At 68.9% G+C, this 15640-nt stretch carries 13 protein-coding genes; 9 read left to right on the top strand and 4 right to left on the bottom strand.

The genetic code is table 11. The features are described from left to right. Positions 1-7: 7 nt before the first annotated feature. The 3 genes from mutM (at position 8) to AC3ARF_RS00510 (ending at position 4380) form a co-directional block, all read left to right on the top strand. The gene (gene mutM / locus AC3ARF_RS00520) at positions 8-820 is read left to right on the top strand and encodes a bifunctional DNA-formamidopyrimidine glycosylase/DNA-(apurinic or apyrimidinic site) lyase (protein WP_498929306.1); all 813 of its coding nucleotides are present in this window, start codon (positions 8-10) and stop codon (positions 818-820) included. 170 nt (positions 821-990) lie between these two features. Beyond that, positions 991-1554, top strand: a complete 564-nt coding sequence (locus tag AC3ARF_RS00515; protein WP_498929305.1) for an ECF-type sigma factor — start codon at positions 991-993, stop codon at positions 1552-1554. Positions 1555-1566: 12 nt separating this feature from the next. Continuing rightward, positions 1567-4380 (top strand): protein kinase domain-containing protein, encoded by a 2814-nt coding sequence (locus AC3ARF_RS00510; protein ID WP_498929304.1) that lies wholly within the window; start codon positions 1567-1569, stop codon positions 4378-4380. 68 nt (positions 4381-4448) lie between these two features. On the opposite strand, the gene AC3ARF_RS00505 is transcribed toward AC3ARF_RS00510, so the two are convergent. The 3 genes from AC3ARF_RS00505 to AC3ARF_RS00495 form a co-directional block, all read right to left on the bottom strand. Then, positions 4449-5192 carry a hypothetical protein gene (locus AC3ARF_RS00505; RefSeq protein ID WP_498929302.1) on the bottom strand — a complete coding sequence of 248 codons (744 nt, stop codon included), beginning with the start codon at positions 5190-5192 and terminating at the stop codon, positions 4449-4451. Between the two features lie 97 nt (positions 5193-5289). After that, entirely contained in the window at positions 5290-5907 is a 618-nt protein-coding gene (locus AC3ARF_RS00500) for a thymidine kinase (RefSeq protein WP_498929300.1), read from the bottom strand. A gap of 30 nt (positions 5908-5937) precedes the next feature. Next, entirely contained in the window at positions 5938-6717 is a 780-nt protein-coding gene (locus AC3ARF_RS00495; protein WP_498929299.1) for a hypothetical protein, read from the bottom strand. Positions 6718-6820: 103 nt separating this feature from the next. On the opposite strand from AC3ARF_RS00495, the gene AC3ARF_RS00490 reads away from it, so the two are divergent. From AC3ARF_RS00490 to AC3ARF_RS00465, 6 genes are all read left to right on the top strand, one after another. Continuing rightward, positions 6821-8800: a UvrD-helicase domain-containing protein gene (locus AC3ARF_RS00490; protein ID WP_498931920.1), complete on the top strand. Its 1980-nt coding sequence runs from the start codon at positions 6821-6823 to the stop codon at positions 8798-8800. An 8-nt stretch (positions 8801-8808) separates the two neighbouring features. After that, positions 8809-9204, top strand: a complete 396-nt coding sequence (gloA2, locus tag AC3ARF_RS00485; RefSeq protein ID WP_498931918.1) for an SMU1112c/YaeR family gloxylase I-like metalloprotein — start codon at positions 8809-8811, stop codon at positions 9202-9204. 132 nt (positions 9205-9336) lie between these two features. After that, a complete protein-coding gene (locus tag AC3ARF_RS00480) occupies positions 9337-10251 on the top strand; it encodes a 5'-nucleotidase, lipoprotein e(P4) family (protein WP_498929297.1) in 915 nt (304 codons plus the stop codon). 258 nt (positions 10252-10509) lie between these two features. Further along, a complete protein-coding gene (locus AC3ARF_RS00475) occupies positions 10510-11469 on the top strand; it encodes a hypothetical protein (protein ID WP_498929295.1) in 960 nt (319 codons plus the stop codon). Between the two features lie 26 nt (positions 11470-11495). Further along, a complete protein-coding gene (plsB, locus tag AC3ARF_RS00470; RefSeq protein WP_498929293.1) occupies positions 11496-14120 on the top strand; it encodes a glycerol-3-phosphate 1-O-acyltransferase PlsB in 2625 nt (874 codons plus the stop codon). A gap of 166 nt (positions 14121-14286) precedes the next feature. Further along, a complete protein-coding gene (locus tag AC3ARF_RS00465; RefSeq protein ID WP_498929291.1) occupies positions 14287-15252 on the top strand; it encodes a HEAT repeat domain-containing protein in 966 nt (321 codons plus the stop codon). 114 nt (positions 15253-15366) lie between these two features. On the opposite strand, the gene AC3ARF_RS00460 is transcribed toward AC3ARF_RS00465, so the two are convergent. Continuing rightward, the gene (locus tag AC3ARF_RS00460; protein WP_498929289.1) at positions 15367-15576 is read right to left on the bottom strand and encodes a YdcH family protein; all 210 of its coding nucleotides are present in this window, start codon (positions 15574-15576) and stop codon (positions 15367-15369) included. Between the last annotated feature and the right edge of the window lie 64 nt (positions 15577-15640).

The following is a 15640-nucleotide window of genomic DNA, read 5'->3' as shown; positions in this document are numbered from 1 at the left end:
TGCGGCCATGCCCGAACTGCCCGAAGTCGAAACCACGCGCCGTGGACTGGCGCCCCACCTGCAAGGCCGCCGCGTGACCGGCGTGGTGCTGCGCCGCCCCGACCTGCGCTGGCCGATTCCATACGACATCGTCGAAGTGCTGCCGGGACAGCGCATCGAGCAGGTCCGCCGACGCGCCAAATACCTGCTGCTGGACACCGCCGCTGGCAGCGCGCTGTTGCACCTTGGCATGTCCGGCAGCCTGCGCGTGCTGCCCGCCGACACCCCGCTGCGCGCCCACGACCACGTCGACCTGGCGCTCGACTCCGGCCTGGTGCTGCGCTTCAACGACCCGCGCCGCTTTGGCTGCCTGCTGTGGCAACCGGCCGGCGAGACCCATGAGTTGCTGCGCGCGCTGGGCCCCGAGCCACTCTCGGACGCCTTCGACGGCGACCACCTGTTCGCCCGCAGCCGCAAGCGCGCCGCGCCGGTGAAGACCTTCCTGATGGACCAGAAGGTGGTGGTGGGCGTGGGCAACATCTACGCCGCCGAGGCGCTGTTTGCCGCCGGGATCTCGCCGCTGCGCGAGGCGGGGAAGGTCTCGCGCGAGCGCTACGCGGCACTGGCCGACGCGGTGAAGGCCATCCTGGCCAACGCCATCACCCGCGGTGGCACCACCCTGCGTGACTTCATCAGTCCCGATGGCGCACCGGGCTATTTCGAGCAGGAGCTGTCGGCCTACGGGCGCGGGGGCGAGCCATGCCCGCGCTGCGGTCGCCCGCTGAAGCAGGCCAGCATTGGCCAGCGGGCCAGTGTGTGGTGTGGACACTGCCAGCGCTGAGGCGGCTGCGCCAGGTCGCGCTGGGGGCGGCACCTCCACCGCTCACGCCACAACGCGCGCTCGCGGGTACTTACGCAATTTCAATGCCAACCCTTGACGTCATCGCGAATGCGTGACACCGCCACTCCAAGCGCTATAGTCTCGTCTCACAAGCCTCGGGGGAGGATGGGATGTCCGATACCGCCGAAATCACGGTGTTGCTGGATGCAGCGCGCGATGGAGACCGCGGCGCGCTCGATCGCGTGCTCGCCACGCTCTACCAGGAACTCCACACCATGGCCCGGCGCCAACTCGCCGGCCAGCATGGCCACACGCTCGACGCCACGGCGCTGGTGCACGAGGCCTACCTCAAGCTCATCGGCCGCCGCGAGGCGCAGTTCGATGACCGCGGCCACTTCTTCGCCTACGCGGCGTCCGCCATGCGCAGCGTGGTGGTGGACTACGCCCGGCAGCGCCTGGCGCAGAAGCGCGGCGGCGACCTGCACCGGGTCACCGACCTGCCCGATGACATCTCCGGCGGCTTGCGCCTGGACGAGGAGACACTCGGGCTGGACACCGCGCTGAACCGTCTGGCCGCGGTCGACCCGCGCCTGGCGCACGTGGTGGAGCTGCGCTACTTCGGCGGCCTGTCCGAGCTGGAGATCGCCGCCCTGCTGCAGCGCTCCGAGCGCAGCATCCGCCGCGACTGGCAGAAGGCCCGGATGTTCCTGCTCGCGTCCCTGCGCGAGACCTGACGGGGCGGCCCGATGGACCCCGAGCGCTGGCAACGGCTGTCACCGCTGCTCGACGCGCTGCTGGAGCTTGAGCCCGATGCCCGCGCGCAGCGGCTGGACGCGATGCGCAACGAGGACGCCGCGCTGGCCGAGGAACTCGACACGCTGATCGGACTGGACGAGTCGCACGCCGACTTCCTCGCCGAACCGGCCATCAGCATTCCCACCGGGCCCACTCCGGGCGCGGTGATCGGCCCCTACCGCCTGGAGCGCCTGCTGGGCGAAGGCGGCATGGGCGAGGTCTGGCTCGCCGGGCGCGCCGATGGCCTGTACCAGCGCCGCGTCGCGCTGAAGCTGTTGCGGCCGGGACTGGCCGACACCAACCTGCGCGTACGCTTCACCCGCGAGCGCGAGATCCTCGCCCGCCTCACCCACCCGCACATCGCACGGCTGCTCGACGCCGGCGTCAGCCAGGACAACCTGCCCTACCTGGCGCTGGAGTACGTGGATGGCGTGCCCATCACCGACTGGTGCCGTGACCACCACACGCCGCTGGAGCTGCGGCTGCAGATGTTCCACCAGATCTGCGACGCGGTCAGCCACGCCCACGCCAACCTGATCGTCCACCGCGACCTCAAGCCATCCAACATCCTCGTCACCCCGGCCGGCGACGTGCGCCTCCTCGATTTCGGCATCGCCAAGCTGCTGGACCGGGAGGCGCCGGTGCTGGAACGCACCCGCACCGGCGCGCGCGCCTTCACCCTGCACTACGCCGCGCCCGAGCAGGTACGCGGCGAGCCGGTCAGCACCATGACCGACGTGTACTCGCTGGGCGTGGTGCTGTACGAGCTGCTCACCGACAGCAAGCCCTACCGGCCCACGCGCAAGAGCGATGCGGCGTGGGAGGAGGCCATCCTCAGCGCGGATCCGCTGCGGCCGTCGCACACGCTGCAGCGCGCCGCGGAACGCCATCCCGCCGACGCCCATGGCCTGCGACGCCAGGCCAGGCTGCTCGCCGGTGACCTCGACAACATCGTGCTGAAGGCGCTGGCCAAGCAGCCCGAGCAGCGCTACGCGTCGGTTGAGGCGCTGGCGCAGGACCTGCGTCGCCACGAGATGGGCCGGCCGGTGCTGGCCCGGCCGGACAGCGTCGCCTACCGGGTACGCAAGTACCTGCGCCGGCACCGCTGGGCACTGGCCAGCGGCTCGCTGGTGACGGTGGTGCTTATCACGGCACTCGGACTGGTGGCCTGGCAGGCGCGCGAGGCCGTGCGTGAGGCCAGCCGCGCGCAGGCCATCCAGGACTTCATGCTCGGCGTGTTCGAGAACGCCAGCGTCAGCCGCGACGGACAGCCACTGGACCTGCGCGGGTTGCTGGATGCCTCGCTGGAGCGCGGCCAGCGCGAGTTGGCACGCCAGCCGCGCGCCCGCGCGGAACTGATCGGCCTGGTCGCCCGGCTGCGAATCGGCTTGGGCGACTACGCCGAAGCACGCGCCCTGCTCGACCGGCAGACGACGATCCTCGACGCTGGCTGGGATATCCCCGACAGCCTGCGTCTCGAATCCATCACCCAGCGCGGCCGCGTGCTGCGGCTGATGGACGAACCGCGCGCGTGCATCGACCTGATGCAGCCGGCATTGGCCGGGGCGCGAAGGCTGCAGGCGCAGCTACCGCCGCAGGTGGCGGAGTTCTATTCGCAGCTGGGCCGCTGCCGCCGCGCCAACGGCGAGCGACAGAGCGCGCGGCAGTTGTTCGAACGTGCGCTGGACCTGCGCCGCGAGGGTGCCGGCGACCGCGTGGGCGTGGTCGCCAACCTGATGGACTTGGCCAACGTGCACGCGGACGAGGGCAACACCCACACCGCGTTGCGGCAGTTGGAGACCGCCCGAGAGCAGTTGCGCAATGACGCCGGGCCGCGCCACCCGCTGCTGGTGGAAATCGGCCGGAGCCTGGGCAGCCTGCACAGTGCGGCGGGCAACATCGCGGCCGCCGAGCGGGAGGTCGCCGCGGCCCTGGCGATCAGCATCGAAGTCAATGGCGAGGAACACCCGACCAGCATCGCCGCGCACCAGCAACTGGCGGCCCTGCAGATGGGTCGCGGCCATTTCCGACAGGCCCGGGAGTCGCTCGATATCGTCACCCGCCAGCTGACCGGGCGACTGGGTCCGCATCACCCGGACACGATCCGCAGCATGGTGCTGCGCGGGGAGGCGGAGTGGGAGCTCGGCGATGCGGCCAGCGCCCTGGTCTCCCTGCAGCAGGCCGCCGCGGCCGCGCGCAGCACGGGCGACCCGGCGCTGCATACCGAAGTGCTGCTCGTCCAAGGCAGCCTGTTGCGCCAGTCCGGGGGCGCAGCCGAGGCCCTGCCGTTGCTGCGGGAAGCGGCCCGCCGGCGCCAGCAACTCGAAGGCGACGGCCACCAGGCCACCGGCGAGGCCTTGCTGGAGCTGGGACTGGCCGAGCAGGCGCTAGGCGACATGGCGGCCGCGCAGGCAACCTTGCGTGACGCCGCGCGGGTGCTCCGCCGCGCGCTGGGTGAACGCCACCCCGATGCGCGAAGGGCAGCGGCGGCATCGGCCCGACTGCGCGCGCACGGTGCGGACCCGGACGCGCGGCGTGAACTGGAGGCGCTCGCCCGACCGCAGGGCACCGCGCCCGACGCGGTGCTGGCCAGTGTGCGCGCAGGTGCCTACCTCGCCGAGGTCGCCTGTCAGCCCACGCCCTCCGCCGACGTCATTGCGGCACTCGCGGCCCTGCGGGCGCCCCTGGCTCAGTGGCAGCCGGAGGGTGGCGCGCTGACGCGGGAGGTGGATGCGATCGAAGCCGGGTGCCGCCGCCCGCCCTGACCCGCCTAACGTTGGCCAGAAGGCCTACCTAGCGGATGAAGGCCGGCCGTCCGCGCGCTTGTTCGGACCTACGGGGACCGTATCGGCTCCACCGGTCCGATTTCCACCGAACCCATTTGGATCAGCATATCTTGCTGTTGCCAGTAGAGGTCCAAATCGCTCCCATAGAGATCCGCCGCTGAAGCAGTCAGAACGTTGGCGCTGCCACTGGAATCAACCCCACCGCAGATCCCGAAAGAGCCGCCTGAAGGCCTGCCAGCAACTTCGACCTGGCCAACCCAGCCGACCCGACTGCCCGTTACGTTGTTGCGAAAGCGGCGCATCCTGTTCTCTGTGCGTTGCTTTGCGACGCTGTCGCCGTAGCGGGCGTACAGTTCAGTGCCACGGGCACCAATGTCGGATTGCTCGTCCGGCGATAGCTCCTGCCACATCTTTTCGCGTAGCAGCAGCAGCTTGGTGCTGCCACGTTCGGCAGCGAGATCAGCCCACGCATAGCCAATCACATGATCCATCGGCGTTCCGATGCCATGCCAATGCATCAGGCTGAGGTAGTGCTGCGAGTACTTGTCGGCAAAATACGCTGCCCGCTCAAAGTGCTGCACCGCTTGCGTGTAGTCACGCTGGGCATAAGCAATAAGGCCGTGCAGGCGATACTCCTCGTTGGGCCTGCCCTTGGCCTTTGCGATCATGTCGTTGAGCGTGCCGAGGGAGGCCTCAGTGAGCTTGGGAGTTTCATGCGGTGAGGCTTTAGCCGACGAAACGCCGAAGACCCACAAGAACGCCAAAAAGAGTGCTCGAAGACGCCGGTCCATGTCCGTATCCGATTCCGATTGATCGCGCCAGCAGTATTATCACGCGGCCTTGCGCGAAGGCAATTCAAAGCCCAGCGCGGCGAACCCTGGCGGCCACTCACAATAACGGAGGCTGCAGCGGCTCGATCAGCCCTTCGCCACGCATCACCTTCTTGAACTCCGCGCGCGATACCGACACGTAGCGCTCGTTGCCGCCGATCTCCACCTGCGGCCCGTCCTGCACCGCCCGGCCGTGCTCGTCGACGCGCACGGTCATCGTCGCCTTCTTGCCGCTGTGGCAGATGGTCTTGATCTCGGTGATTTCGTCGGCCCACGCCAGCAGGTACTGGCTGCCCTCGAACAGTTCGCCGCGGAAGTCGGTGCGCAGCCCGTAGCACAGCACCGGAATGCGCAAAGCATCAACCACCTCGCTCAGCTGCCATACCTGCGCCTTGGACAGGAACTGCGCCTCGTCCACCAGCACGCAGTGCAGCGTGCCGTGCGTGGCGATGTCCGCGCGCACCACGGCCAGCAGGTCGGCGTCGCGGTCGAAGGCAATGCCATCCGACTGCAGGCCGATGCGCGAGGCCACCGTGCCGCTGCCGCCACGGTGGTCGAGCTTGGGCGTGAGGATGACCGCGCGCATGCCGCGCTCGCGGTAGTTGTATGCCGACTGCAGCAGCGTCGTGGTCTTACCGGCGTTCATCGCCGAGTGGTAGAAGTAGAGCTTGGCCATGGCGCCAGTTTAGCGTCCTGCGACGTGTGCTCACGGCTCCGGCGGCACCTCGGGCGGCGGGGCATCCAGCTCGGGGGTGGTGACGGGGATGCGCGACGCGGAAGGGCCGTCGCGCACCACTTCGGCCTCACCCACGTTGACCCTGCCGATTCGCGGCTTCATCCACACCTGGTCCTGCCACGCCCAGTATTTGTCCGGATCCCAGTAGCGCTCGTCGTAGAACTTGCTGGCGTCGATGGTTTCCACACCCGTCGGAGTGGGAATCACGATCTGCAGCGCCCCGGCCATACCGGTGCGACTGCCGGTGACGCTGCGCCGCGCCAGGCGCAACTGGAAATCGGCACGCGGGCGCGCGGCCGCGTCGCCATAGCGGGCATAGATCGCTTCGCCTTCTGCCAGCGCACGCTCGCGTTCGGCGGGTTGCAAGTCCGCCCAATACCGCTCCCGCAACCCGGCGAAGCCCTGATATCCGCGCTCGGCGGCCAGGTCCATCCAGACGTACGCCAACGCCCGATCCTGGGCAACGCCGTCGCCGTTCCAATACATCTCCGCGACCATTCCCTGGGCGGGCTTGTCAGCGTAGTAGGCCGCGCGCCGGAACAGGCGCATGGCATCGTCGAAGCGCCTTTCCCGGTACGCGCGCTGCCCGAGCAGGCGGTATTTCATGTCCTGGTGGCCCTCCATGAATCCGGCCCGAAGCAACTCGGGCGCGCTCATCGGGTCCGGCGGGGGTGCGGGCCGCTCCTTGGCGGCCGCCGTCATTGGCAGGCCGATGCACAAGGCGAGGAGAAGGGGGCGATAGACGGGCATTCCATGCGTTCCTGTTCAGGGGTCGACATTAGCGTACCCGTCGGCAGCGAGAGAGACGGGTAAACTGATGGGCCATGCCGGCCCGCCGGCCTTCGAAGTCTCCATGCACGGTCTTAACCCCCCCCAACGCGCCGCCGTCCTGCACACCGACGGCCCCCTGCTCGTGCTCGCCGGCGCGGGCAGCGGCAAGACCCGCGTCATCGTCGAGAAGATCGCGCACCTGATCGCGTCCGGGCGCATGCCGGCCAAGCGCATCGCCGCCATCACCTTCACCAACAAGTCGGCGAAGGAAATGCGCGAGCGCGTGGCCAAGCGGATCAAGGGCGATGCGGCCGAGGGTCTGACCATCTGCACCTTCCACGCGCTGGGCTTGAAGCTGCTGCAGATCGAACACGCGCACGCCGGCCTGCGCCGCGGTTTCAGCGTGTTCGACAGCGACGACAGTGCCGCCCAGATCAAGGACCTGCTGCCGACGGGCAGCAAGCCCGACGTGGTCGACGACACCCGCAACCTGATCTCGCGGGCCAAGAACGCCGGCTTGTCGCCCGAGCAGGCGCTGGAGGCCGCACGCAGCACGCGCGAGACCGAGGCGTCGCTGGTGTACGCGCGCTACCAGGCGCGGCTCTCCACCTTCAACGCGGTCGACTTCGACGACCTCATCCGCCTGCCGGTGCAGCTACTCGAGGAGCACGAACCCCTGCGCCTGGCCTGGCGCGAGCGAATCGGCTACCTGCTGGTGGACGAATGCCAGGACACCAATGACGCGCAGTACCGTCTGCTCAAGGCCATCGCCGGTCCCAAGGGCCTGTTCACCTGCGTGGGCGACGACGACCAGTCGATCTACGCCTGGCGTGGCGCCAACCCCGACAACCTGCTGTCGCTGGGCGTCGACTACCCCGCACTCGAAATCATCAAGCTGGAGCAGAACTACCGCTGCTCCAACCGCGTGCTGCGCAGTGCCAACGCGCTGATCGCCAACAACCCGCACGAACACCCCAAGACGCTGTGGTCCGACCAGGCCGACGGCGAGCGCATCCGCATCTGGGAATGCCGCGACAGCGCGCACGAAGCGGAAAAGGTCGCCGCCGAAATCGCCTTCGTCGCCAGCGCCAAGCAGGCGCCATGGAGCGACTTCTGCATCCTGTTCCGCGGCAACCACCAGAGCCGCGCCCTGGAGAAGGCGCTGCAGCTGCTGCGCGTGCCCTACCACCTCACCGGCGGCACCGCCTTCCTGGAGCGTGGCGAAGTCAAGGACGCGCTGGCGTGGCTGCGCCTGATCGCCAACCCCGACGATGACGCCGCGTTCCTGCGCGCGGTGACTTCGCCCAAGCGCGAGGTCGGCGCCACGACGCTGGCCAAGCTGGCCGAACTGGCGCAGCACGGCGGCATGCCGATGGCGCGCGCCGCCGAGCAGATCGGCGTGCTCAAGCAACTGGCACCGCGCGCGGCCAATGCCGTCGACGGCTTCAGCACCATCGTCAAGGCGCTGCGCCGCGACGCGCAGCGACTCACTCCCGCCGAACTGGTGCGCGAGCTGGCGCAGCGCAGCGGCCTGCTCAACGCCATGCGCGAGCAAAGCAAGGACGAGGCCGGCTTCCAGCGGCGCAAGGCCAACCTTGAGGAACTCGCCGATTGGTTCGATGGCGGCAAGGGTGCCGGCCCCGGCGAGCTCGCCGCGCAACTGGCCCTGCTGTCGCACGCCGACAAGGGCGACGCCGGCAACCAGGTGCGGCTGATGTCGATGCACGGCTCCAAGGGCCTGGAGTTCCGCTACGTGTTCATCGTCGGCGTGGAGGACGGCAACCTGCCGCACGACGCCAGCCTCGACGAGGGCCGCATCGACGAAGAGCGGCGCCTGCTGTACGTGGGCATCACCCGCGCGAAGGAGCGGTTGTGGCTGTCGCACTCCAGGGAGACACAGCGCTGGGGCGAGAAGATCCGCCTCAAGCCCAGCCGCTTCCTGGACGAACTGCCTGCCGAAGAACTCCAGCGGGACGGCGCCGACCCCGCGCTCGACGCCGAGCACAAGAAGGAACGCGCGAAGGCCGGGTTCGACGCGATCCGCGCCTTGCTGGAGAGTTGAGCATGGCCATGGGTCTGCGCCGCATCCACCACGTCGCGATCATCTGCTCCGACTACGCCCGGTCCAAGGCCTTCTATACCCGGGTACTGGGCTTGCCGGTTCTGGCCGAGGCGTACCGCGAGGCCCGCGACTCATGGAAGCTCGACCTGGCCCTGCCGGATGGCGGGCAACTGGAGCTGTTTTCCTTCCCGTCGCCGCCGCCACGCCCCTCGTATCCTGAAGCTTGCGGTCTGCGCCATATCGCCTTTGAAGTTGATGACGTCGCTGCGGCCGCCGCGCACATGCAGACCTTGGGCGTGGTCGTGGAGCCGATACGCGTGGATGAATTCACCGGGCGCCGCTTCGCGTTCCTGGCCGATCCCGACGGCCTGCCCCTCGAGTTGTACGAGGCGGCGGGAGGCTAGGACCACGCGGTCGGCGCCGCACGGCATCGGCCAGGGCCCACGAGTCGCTGCCACGTGGTGGGGCGCCACTTCGGAACGGCGCCGTCATGAGGCTGGGCTACACTCGCCGATCCCTTCCACTCGCGGATCGCCATGCACCGTCGCGCTCCTTTCCTCATCGCCCTGTCCTGCAGCCTGACGCTGGCCGCCTGCCAGCACACCGGCGCCCGCGTTGCCGGACCGGACCAGGCCGACCCGGCCGCGCCGTCCGCCACGCCGGCGGCCGAGACTGTCGCCGCCAACGACAACCTCAACGCCGTGCTGTGGATGCAGCGCGCCGCCGAGTATCGCGCCGCCAGCACGCAGACCTACCGCGCCGCTGCCGCCAACCTCGACCGCGCGCTCACGACCCCGGGCTGGGATGCGCTGGTCCCCGAGGAACGCGCCAATGCCGCCAGGGGACTGAAGCCGGCAGTGGTGATGGACCTGGACGAGACCGTGCTCGACAACTCCCCCTACCAGGCGCGGCTGGTGCGCGACGGCAGCGAGTACAACGAGGCCACCTGGGACGCCTGGGTGCGCGAGCAGAAGGCCGCCGCGGTGCCGGGCGTGGTCGAGTTCGCCCGGGCCGCCCATGCCCGGGGCGTCACCCTGCTCTACCTGTCCAATCGCGCCGTGCACCTGAGGGACGCGACCATCGCCAACCTCAAGGCCATCGGCATGCCGGTGGCCAACGATGGCGTGTTCCTCGGGCTGGGCACGGTGGTCGACGGCTGCGAGCAGGAAGGCAGCGAGAAGAACTGCCGCCGCCAGCTCGCCGGGCGGAACTATCGGGTGTTGATGCAGTTCGGCGACCAGTTGGGTGACTTCGTCCAGATCGTCGCGAACACGCCGGAAGCGCGGGACGCGCTGTACGCCCAGCACCAGGCCTGGTTCGGCGAACGCTGGTGGATGTTGCCCAACCCGAGTTATGGTTCCTGGGAGCCGGCGGTGTTCAACAATGACTGGCGCCAGCCACGCGAGGCCCGGCGCGAGGCCAAGTTCGACGCATTGAACGTCGCGCAGTAAGAACAACATACAAATCAGTTAGTTAAGCATCACAACATCATGTGTTGCATTAACTTGGTGGCGCAGGTACGCTGGGCACCGTCCGGGGTTGCCCGGAACTGCGCCACAACTCGATGTCCTCCGGCTCCGACCGGGCTTATGGGAGGCCTCTGGCCTCCTTTTTCTTGCCCGCCGAACGTCCAATCCGGAACTGGCTTGGCTTGTCCCGCCATGCCACCGCCGCCAAGATGGACGGGCGACTTGGGGAAGCCGCCCGCCATGATCCTGTTACGACGCCTGCTGACGATGCTCACCCTGGCCCTGCTGCTGGCCGGGTGCGATCGTGCGCCGACGCCGCCCCCGACCCCGCCCACGCCGCCGGGCCCGGCTGACGCGCTGACCCGATTGATGCAGGACCTGCGTCGCAGCGACCTGGCGGGTTACGCCCGCCACGCCGTGCCGCCTGCGCTGCATGCCCGCCTCGAAACCGCCTGGCGCGACGGCCGCACGATCTGGCCGCTGACCGAACTGCCGCTGGAAGACCGCATCGCGCCGATGATCACCGCGCTGGCCGCGCCGGGCGCCCAACGCCAGCTCACCACCACCTTCAAGCAGCAGTTCTCTGGTGCCGGGCGGGAGTTGCGGTCGGCCTCCTCGACCCTGGGCATGTTCGCCGGCCAGTACGTGGCCAGCGCCGAGGAGTACAGCGAGGAGGAGCGCGACCACTACATGCAGATGATCGCGGCCTTCACCCAGTGGGGCCAGCACGCGCCACTGGACGACGGCAAGCGCGCCAATGCCGCCCTGCCCCGCCTGATCGGCGCCGCGCGCGGCACCGGGCTCGCCGGGCCGGATGCGTTTGCCCAGGCGGGCATGGACAAGGCGCTGGGCCGGCTCGGGCCGTTCTTCCGGACCGCCAAGGACGTGCTGCGCAGCTACGACCTGGACCTGGACGCCGCCCTGGACAGCGTCGACGCCACCGTCGCCGAGCAGACCGGGGACACCGCCCGCCTGCGGGTGCGCTACTCCCTGGCCGGGCGATCGATCGACGCCTACGTCCGCGCCGAGCGACGCGACGGCCAGTGGTACCTGACCGACCTGCTGCGCCACGCGGAGGCCGAAGCGGCCGCGGGAACCACGCCGCATCCGGCTTCGGCCGGTGGTTCGGGCCAGGCGCAGGCGCCGCGATCCGCCGCGTCCCCTGATCCCGTTGGGGCGGGCCCGTCAGCCCCCCGCTAACCGCCCGTCGCCGGCATCCCGGCATAATGGGCCCAATGCAGAACCAGACCCCCCTGCCGTTTCCCGCGTCCGCGTCCACCCCTGCGGAAGGCCCATCCTCACCAGAGCCGCTGCCTCCCGCCCCGGGACGCCGCCCGCCGGCAGCGGCCCGCCGCCCGTGGTGGACCCGCCTGCTGGGCCGCCTGCTGGAGCCGTGGATCGCGGTGACCGTGGAGCCCGAGTCGCCCGGCGACTACGCCCGCGAGTGGACGGGCGGGCCCGTCTGCTACGTGCTGGAAGACTACGGTCTGTCCAACGCGCTGATCCTTGAGCGCGCCTGCCGCGAGTACGGCCTGCCCTCGCCCATGCAGCCGCTGCCCGGCGACCCGCTTGGGCGCAAGCGCGCCTACGTGGCCCTGTCGCGACGCAACGCCAGCGCGCTGGCCCCGTCCGGTCCGCCGTCGGGCAAGACCCGCTCGGCCTCGCTGTCGCGCCTGATCGAGGCGCACCGCGCCGATCCCGGCCTGGATGTGCAACTGGTGCCAGTGTCGATCTTTGTCGGCCGCGCCCCGGATAAACAGAGTGGCTGGTTCTCGGTGCTGTTCTCCGAGAACTGGACCCTGGTCGGCCGCTTCCGCCGACTGATGGCGATCGCCCTCAACGGCCGCAGTACCCTGGTGCGCTTTTCGCCGCCGGTCAGCCTGCGCCAGCAGGTGGACGAAGGCCTGCCGGCGGAACGCACCGTGCGCAAGCTGTCGCGCGTGCTGCGCGCGCACTTCCGCCGAATCCGCGCCGCGGTCATCGGCCCCGACCTGTCCACCCGCCGCCTGCTGGTCGACGCGGTCCTCGCCGCCGAAACGGTCAAGGACGCCATCGCCGACCAGGCCCGCCGCGACAAGAGTTCGCTCGGCGATGCGTGGAAGAAGGCCCACGCCTACGCCTACGAGATCGCCGCCGACTATTCGCACCCGGTGGTGCGTTCGGCCAGCTTCATCCTCGCGCCGGTGTGGAACCGCATCTACCGCGGCGTGCTGGTGCACCACCTGGACAAGCTCAAGCAGGCCGCACCCGGGCACGAAGTGATCTACGTGCCCTGCCACCGCAGCCACATGGATTACCTACTGCTGAGCTACCTGCTGTACACCAAGGGCATCGTGCCGCCGCACATCGTGGCCGGCGTGAACCTCAACCTGCCGGTGGTCGGCACCATCCTGCGCAAGGGCGGTGCGTTCTTCATCCGCCGCAGCATCCGCGGCAGTGCGCTGTACTCGGCGGTATTCTCCGAATACATGGCGCAACTGGTGTCCGGCGGCTACTCCATCGAGTACTTCATCGAAGGCGGGCGCTCGCGCACCGGACGGCTGCTGCCGCCAAAGGGCGGCACGCTGGCGATGACCGTGCGCGCCTACCTGCGCCAGCCGACGCGTCCGGTGATGTTCCAGCCGGTGTATGTCGGTTACGAGAAGCTGATGGAAGGCAACAGCTACCTCGACGAGCTCTCCGGCAAGCCCAAGGAGAAGGAGTCGATCTGGCAGCTGCTGATGGGCATCCCCAAGGTGCTGCGCAGCAACTACGGCCAGGTGGTGGTCAACTTCGGCGAGCCGATCCATTTGAGCGAGGTACTGGCCGAACACGCGCCTGACTGGGACGGCAGGCCGGTACCCGAGGACGAGAAGCCGGCATGGCTGGCCGACACGGTCGTCGCGCTGGGCCAGCGCATCCAGGTCAACGTCAACCGCGCCGCCGACGTCAACCCGATCAACCTGCTGGCGCTGGCATTGTTGTCCACGCCCAAGCACGCCATGGGCGAAGCGGACCTGCTGGCGCAGATCGCGCTGTCACAGCACCTGCTGGATGAGTTGCCCTATTCCGACCGGGTAACCGTCACCCCGCACACCCCGTCCGAAATCATCGCCCACGGCGAAGAGATCAGCGTGCTGACGCGCACCCCCCATCCGCTGGGCGACGTGCTGAGCGTGGGCGGCGACAACGCGGTGCTGCTGAGCTACTTCCGCAACAACGTGCTGCACCTGTTCACCGCCGCGTCGTGGATCGCCTGCTGCTTCCAGAACAACCGGCGCATGAGCCTGCGCACGGTCGAGCGGCTGGGCCGCAGCGTCTATCCATTCCTGCAGGGCGAGCTGTTCCTGCCGTGGACCGAGGATGAGTTCGCGCAGCGCCTGCACCGCACCGTGGATGCCTTCATCCACGAAGGCCTGCTGGAGCGCGTCAGCGACGACGACGGCGGCATCCTCAGCCGCTACGCCGGACAGAGCGACGAGGTCTTCCGCCTGCGCGCCATCGGCCACTCGCTGCAGCAGGCGTTCGAGCGCTACTACATCACCATCTCGGTGCTTGCAAAGAACGGACCGGGCACGCTCAGCGCCGGCGAGCTGGAAAGCCTGTGCCAGCAGGCGGCACAGCGCCTCTCGCTGCTGTACGCGCCGGCCGCGCCGGAGTTCTTCGACAAGACCCTGTTCCGCGGCTTCATCCAGAAACTACGCGAACTGAAACTGGTGTGGGTGGACAGCAACGGCAAGCTGACCTTCGACGAGCGCCTGGACACCTGGGCCAAGGACGCCAAGGTAATCCTGGGCCGCGAGCTGCGGCACACGATCGAGAAGGTGAGTCCGGAGGCGGCTACAAAGGCCGCACCGAGCCCAGAGGCCTGACCGGACCGCCGCGACGGGTAAGCCGGCCGCGGCCAGACGGGCGGATGCCGAACGAGAGGTCGGGACAAGGAGTTTAGCGGCAGCCCCCCATATACTCCCGCTGGGGCGGCCGGACCCATGCCCGCCGCCGATGGGGAAGTTCCACTCAGTCACCAGGGGATGTCCAATGCAATTCCGTACTCTCGTGCGCGCCATGGCGTGCACGGCAACGCTTACCTTCGTCACCGCCTGCGCGCCGGCCTCGTACGCCGTCCGTAATCCCGCACCGTCGGGCCTGGCGTTCACCGCGCCGGCACCGGCCACGACGCTGACCGTGGTGGACAATCGCGCCGGCAGCGAACGTGTGTTCTCCAGCGGCATCCTGCCCGCCGCGCTCACCGTGGACGGCACGCCGGTGGATCCGACGGGCTACCTGGCGCGCAACCTGCAAGCCGAACTGGCCTCGCGCGGAGCACCGGCCGAAGTCACTACCAGCGGCGCGGGCTTCCCGCGTCTGGACCTGAAATCGTTCCGGATTCTCAACCACCGTGCCAGCGGCTTCAGCCCGTTCGTCACCTTCACCTTCCTCGGCGGCGATCTGGAGACGGCTGCCGGCAAGCAGCGCGTGGGCGTTTTCATCAAGCGCGGCAAGGTTCCGCAGTGGAGCTTCGAGGAAGTGGTCGAGCCCACCTTCAACGAACCGCTGTCGCTGGCCGTCAAGGAACTGGCGGCAAAGATTTCCGGCCGCCTGTACGCCGCCCGCAGCAGCGATGCCGAAGTCGACCGCCTGGCGGCAAGGATTGGCTCGCGCAACGACAACAGCTACCTGGACGTCTACGCCCTGGGTTTCACCAACAACCCCAAGGCGATCCCGACCATGGCGAAATTGGCCCGCGACCCGGATGAATACGTCCGCCTGGCCGCGATCTCTTCGCTGGGCACGCTGGGCGCGACCGACCACTTGGACCTGCTGAAGTCGATCCACACCGGCGAGGGCATGTGGCAGGACCGCGCGATGGCGCTCAAGGCCATTGGTGACCTGGGCACGGCTGAGGCCAAGGCCTATCTGGACGAGCAATTGGCGGTACTGAAGACTCGCGCGGCGGACAAGGACACCAACTGGACGCTGCAGGTCATCGGCCTCTATCTATAACCGGCAGCCGCACTGCCCCTGTAGACAGGACAACGGCCCGGATCTCCGGGCCGTTATCGCAAGTGCGCGCTTATCGCTTTCAGGCGATGCCCGAAACGCAGCGGGGCGCCATCGTTACGCCGGCTCGTCGGGGATCAGCGACGACTCCAGCCGGGAAATGCAGTCCTTGAGCCACAGCTTGCGCTTCTTCAGCCGCTTGACCGACAGCTCGTCGGCGGCGATGTCGGCCTGCAAGCGACCGATGGCCGCATCCAGGTCGCGGTGCTCCAACCGCAGTTCGGCCAACTGGCGGGTGATGGCGGCTGGATCGTCGCTCTCGTGCATGTGCTGAGCTTACCGCCCGCGGGCGACCACGTCATGACGTCCGGAGCGGCGCGCCGCCCCGGAT

This window comes from Lysobacter sp. KACC 24251, from assembly GCF_057747755.1.
This window is presented reverse-complemented; position numbering and strand designations above follow the sequence as displayed.

Coding starts and splice junctions, on each gene's coding strand:
- mutM (WP_498929306.1), top strand. CDS start 8: ATGCCCGAACTGCCCGAAGTCGAAACCACGCGCCGTGGACTGGCGCCC.
- AC3ARF_RS00515 (WP_498929305.1), top strand. CDS start 991: ATGTCCGATACCGCCGAAATCACGGTGTTGCTGGATGCAGCGCGCGAT.
- AC3ARF_RS00510 (WP_498929304.1), top strand. CDS start 1,567: ATGGACCCCGAGCGCTGGCAACGGCTGTCACCGCTGCTCGACGCGCTG.
- AC3ARF_RS00505 (WP_498929302.1), bottom strand. CDS start 5,192: ATGGACCGGCGTCTTCGAGCACTCTTTTTGGCGTTCTTGTGGGTCTTC.
- AC3ARF_RS00500 (WP_498929300.1), bottom strand. CDS start 5,907: ATGGCCAAGCTCTACTTCTACCACTCGGCGATGAACGCCGGTAAGACC.
- AC3ARF_RS00495 (WP_498929299.1), bottom strand. CDS start 6,717: ATGCCCGTCTATCGCCCCCTTCTCCTCGCCTTGTGCATCGGCCTGCCA.
- AC3ARF_RS00490 (WP_498931920.1), top strand. CDS start 6,821: ATGCACGGTCTTAACCCCCCCCAACGCGCCGCCGTCCTGCACACCGAC.
- gloA2 (WP_498931918.1), top strand. CDS start 8,809: ATGGGTCTGCGCCGCATCCACCACGTCGCGATCATCTGCTCCGACTAC.
- AC3ARF_RS00480 (WP_498929297.1), top strand. CDS start 9,337: ATGCACCGTCGCGCTCCTTTCCTCATCGCCCTGTCCTGCAGCCTGACG.
- AC3ARF_RS00475 (WP_498929295.1), top strand. CDS start 10,510: ATGATCCTGTTACGACGCCTGCTGACGATGCTCACCCTGGCCCTGCTG.
- plsB (WP_498929293.1), top strand. CDS start 11,496: ATGGGCCCAATGCAGAACCAGACCCCCCTGCCGTTTCCCGCGTCCGCG.
- AC3ARF_RS00465 (WP_498929291.1), top strand. CDS start 14,287: ATGCAATTCCGTACTCTCGTGCGCGCCATGGCGTGCACGGCAACGCTT.
- AC3ARF_RS00460 (WP_498929289.1), bottom strand. CDS start 15,576: ATGCACGAGAGCGACGATCCAGCCGCCATCACCCGCCAGTTGGCCGAA.